The sequence below is a fragment of the Streptomyces sp. SID5785 genome, assembly GCF_009870065.1.
Taxonomy (GTDB): Bacteria; Actinomycetota; Actinomycetes; order Streptomycetales; family Streptomycetaceae; genus Streptomyces.
The window spans coordinates 1-3,384 of record NZ_WWIA01000138.1 but is presented as its reverse complement, the minus strand read 5'-3'; the positions used below and the strand labels follow the sequence as shown (position 1 = coordinate 3,384).

Annotated in this window: 3 protein-coding genes; 2 read left to right on the top strand and 1 reads right to left on the bottom strand. The window is 71.7% G+C overall.

All coding sequences use genetic code 11. The features are described 5' to 3' along the window. Window positions 1-873: alpha-amylase family glycosyl hydrolase (locus GTW43_RS04440; protein WP_237536402.1), on the bottom strand; the 873-nt coding region annotated here is incomplete at its 3' end. Window positions 874-1,059: 186 nt separating this feature from the next. On the opposite strand from GTW43_RS04440, the gene GTW43_RS04435 reads away from it, so the two are divergent. Beyond that, window positions 1,060-2,259 carry an Ig-like domain-containing protein gene (locus GTW43_RS04435; protein ID WP_161300302.1) on the top strand — a complete coding sequence of 400 codons (1,200 nt, stop codon included), beginning with the start codon at window positions 1,060-1,062 and terminating at the stop codon, window positions 2,257-2,259. A 208-nt stretch (window positions 2,260-2,467) separates the two neighbouring features. Further along, window positions 2,468-3,384 (top strand): Ig-like domain-containing protein (locus tag GTW43_RS04430; protein ID WP_343245901.1); only part of this gene is annotated, 917 nt, incomplete at its 3' end.

Genomic DNA, 3,384 nt, shown 5'->3' with positions numbered 1-3,384 from the left:
CTCCGCCGTGTGGTTGTAGACGACGTCGAGGATCACCTCGATGCCCGCGTCGTGCAGCGCCCGCACCATCCGCCGGAACTCACCGACCTGCTGCCCGCCGGTGCCGGACGCGGCGTACGCGGCGTGCGGGGCGAAGTAGCCGACGGAGTTGTAGCCCCAGTAGTTGCGCAGCCCGCGCCGCAGCAGGTGGTCCTCGTCGGCGAACTGGTGCACCGGCAGCAGCTCCACCGCCGTCACCCCGAGCCGCTCCAGGTGGCCGATCGCCGCCGGGTGCGCGAGCCCCGCGTACGTGCCGCGCAGCTCCTCGGGGACACCGGGGTGGCGGCGGGTGAAGCCGCGCACGTGCAGTTCGTAGATGACCGAGTCCGCCCAGGGCGTCTTCGGCCGGTGGTCGTCGGCCCACAGGTCGTCGGGCCCGTCGTCGTGCACGACGACCCCTTTGGGCACGTACGGCGCCGAGTCCCGCTCGTCGCGCACGGTGTCGGCGACGTGCTGCTCGGGCCAGTCCCGCACATGCCCGTAGACCGCCGCGGGCAGTGCGCCGCGCTCCGCGCCCAGGACGCCGTCCACGGCCCGGGCGTACGGGTCGAGGAGCAGCTTGGCCGGGTTCCAGCGGGCGCCGGTCCACGGGTCCCAGCGCCCGTGCACCCGGTAGCCGTAGCGCTGTCCGGGCAGGACGCCGGGCACGAATCCGTGCCAGATCTCGTGCGTCGACTCGGCGAGCGGGGAGCGCCGTTCACGGCCGTCCGCGTCGAACAGGCACAGGTCGACGGACTCGGCGCCGCCCGCCCACAGCGCGAAGTTCGTCCCGGCCACCCCGTCGGGTCCGACCCGGTACCGGGCGCCGAGCGGTGCGGGCGTCCCCGGCCACATCGGTTCCACCGGCGGGGGGCCGCCGCGTGCGGTACGGCGGGGCACGGGGACCCGCGCCGTCTCCTGCTCGGGTGCGCTCGCCACCGGTCAGCCTCCCGCGGCTCGTGGGCCTTCTCAGAGTTCTGCCCAGAGCCTGGCGGGTCGCACGCACGTTTCCCCGGCCGGGTGCCGGTCGTTGGGGCTGGCGTGAGAACAGCTGTGAGGCGCGCGCGGCGCGCGGGAGCGGCCCTGGCCGCCGTACTGATCTTCGCCGGTTGCGACGCGGCGGACGAGGAGCTCGGCAAGCCGCGCTCGCCCCGGGACCTGATCCGGGTGACGCCGGCCGACGCGCGGAAGGGGGTGAGCACGGACGAGCCGCTGCGGGTCGAGGTCCCCGAGGGCCGCCTCCAGTCGGTCAAGGTGGTCCGGACCCAGGACGCCCAGGACGAACCGGTACCCGGCCGGATCGAGGACGGCGGCACCCGCTGGCGCCCCACGGGTGCGGGCGGCGGCCGGCTCTCCCTCGCCGCGAAGTACACCGTCGACGCGGTCGCGGTGGACGACGCGGGACGCCGCTCGGCCCGGCACACGACGTTCACGACGGCCGTGCCCGACGAGCGGTTCATCGGCTACGTCACGCCCGAGAACCGCGCCACGGTCGGCACCGGCATGATCGTGAAGCTGGAGTTCAACCGGGACGTCGAGAACCGCGCGGCCGTCGAGAAGGCGGTCTCGGTCACCGCACGTCCGGCCGTCGAGGTCGCCCCGCACTGGTTCGGTCGGACCCGGCTCGACTTCCGCCCCGAGAGGTACTGGAAGCCCGGCACCCGGGTCACCGTCTCGCTCGACCTGCGCGACGTCGAGGGCGCGCCCGGCGTGTACGGGCTGCAGCGCAAGACGTTCTCGTTCACCGTCGGCCGCAGCCAGGTCAGCCTGGTCGACGCGAAGAAGCACACGATGCAGGTGCGCCGGGACGGGCGGCTCGTCGACACCCTGCCCGTCACGGCGGGGGCGCCGCGCTCGACGACGTACAACGGGAAGATGGTGGTGACCGAGATGCTCGAGGTCACCCGCATGAACAGCCGCACGGTCGGCTTCGGCGGCGAGTACGACATCCCGGACGTGCCGCACGCCGTTCGGCTCACCGAGTCCGGCACCTTCCTGCACGGCAACTACTGGTCGCGGGGCGTCTTCGGGAAGAGCAACGTCAGTCACGGCTGCGTCGGGCTGCGGGACGTCAAGGGCGGCGGCGCGACCACCCCCGCAGGCTGGTTCTTCGACCGCACGCTCGTCGGCGACGTCGTCGAGGTGCGGGGGAGCGCGGACAAGCAGGTGGCGCCGGACAACGGCCTGGGCGGATGGAACCTGGACTGGACCAAGTGGAAGGCGGGGTCGGCGCGTTCATGAGCGCCGCGCGCCGGGAAGAAGTGAGTCAGACGTGAGGGCGGGGAGCCCACGACCTGTTGGGACCGAATGGTGACATAAGACGGGGATCCGTTTCCCCAGGTCGTGTGGTTGTCTTGCGCCAGAGCGCGCAGGGACGCGCGGGAGTGCGGGCCTTGTGACCGAGGCCGTGCGAGGGGAGAGAAGAATCTTGAACGGGCGGCGACGACCGATATCGGTGGCTCTGCTGGGGGCGGCACTGCTGCTGGTCACCGCGTGCGGTGGCGGAGGCGGTTCGGACGCGGGGCAGGACGGCAAGGGTAAATCCGACAAGGCCGAGGCGAACAAGCCGTCGCAGGCGGTCGTGACGGTGGCGCCGAAGGACGGCGCGGGCGACGTGGCCACCAGCGGGGCGCTGAAGGTCTCCGCGGACAAGGGCAAGCTGACCGAGGTGAAGGTCGCCGACAGCAAGGGCAACCCGGTCGAGGGCAAGCTCACCGACAGCGGCACCAGCTGGACGCCGGCGCACCACCTGGCCGCGTCGACCAAGTACAAGGTCCACGCGGTGGCGAAGGACTCGGCGGGCCGTGCGTCGGCCAAGGACTCGTCCTTCACGACGCTCACCCCGAAGAACACCTTCGTCGGCACGTTCACGCCGGAGGACGGTTCGAAGGTCGGCGTCGGCATGCCGTTCTCCGTGCGGTTCACGCGGGGCATCACGCATCCCGAGGACGTCGAGAAGGCGATCTCGATCACGACGAAGCCGGCCGTGGACGTCGAGGGCCACTGGTTCGGCAACGACCGGCTCGACTTCCGCCCCGAGAAGTACTGGGCGGCGGGCACCGAGGTCACCGTGAAGATGAACCTGGACGGTGTCGAGGGACGGGACGGCGTCTACGGCAAGCAGGTGCGGACCGTGAAGTTCACGATCGGCCGCAGCCAGGTCTCCACGGTCGACGCGAAGAAGCACATGATGACCGTCGAGCGCGACGGCAAGGTCATCAAGAAGATCCCGGTGACCACCGGCAAGCCCGGCTACGAGACGTGGAACGGGCAGATGGTCATCAGCGAGCGGCTGCGGGTGACCCGGATGAACGGCGAGACGGTCGGCTACGGCGGCGAGTACGACATCAAGGACGTGCCGCACGC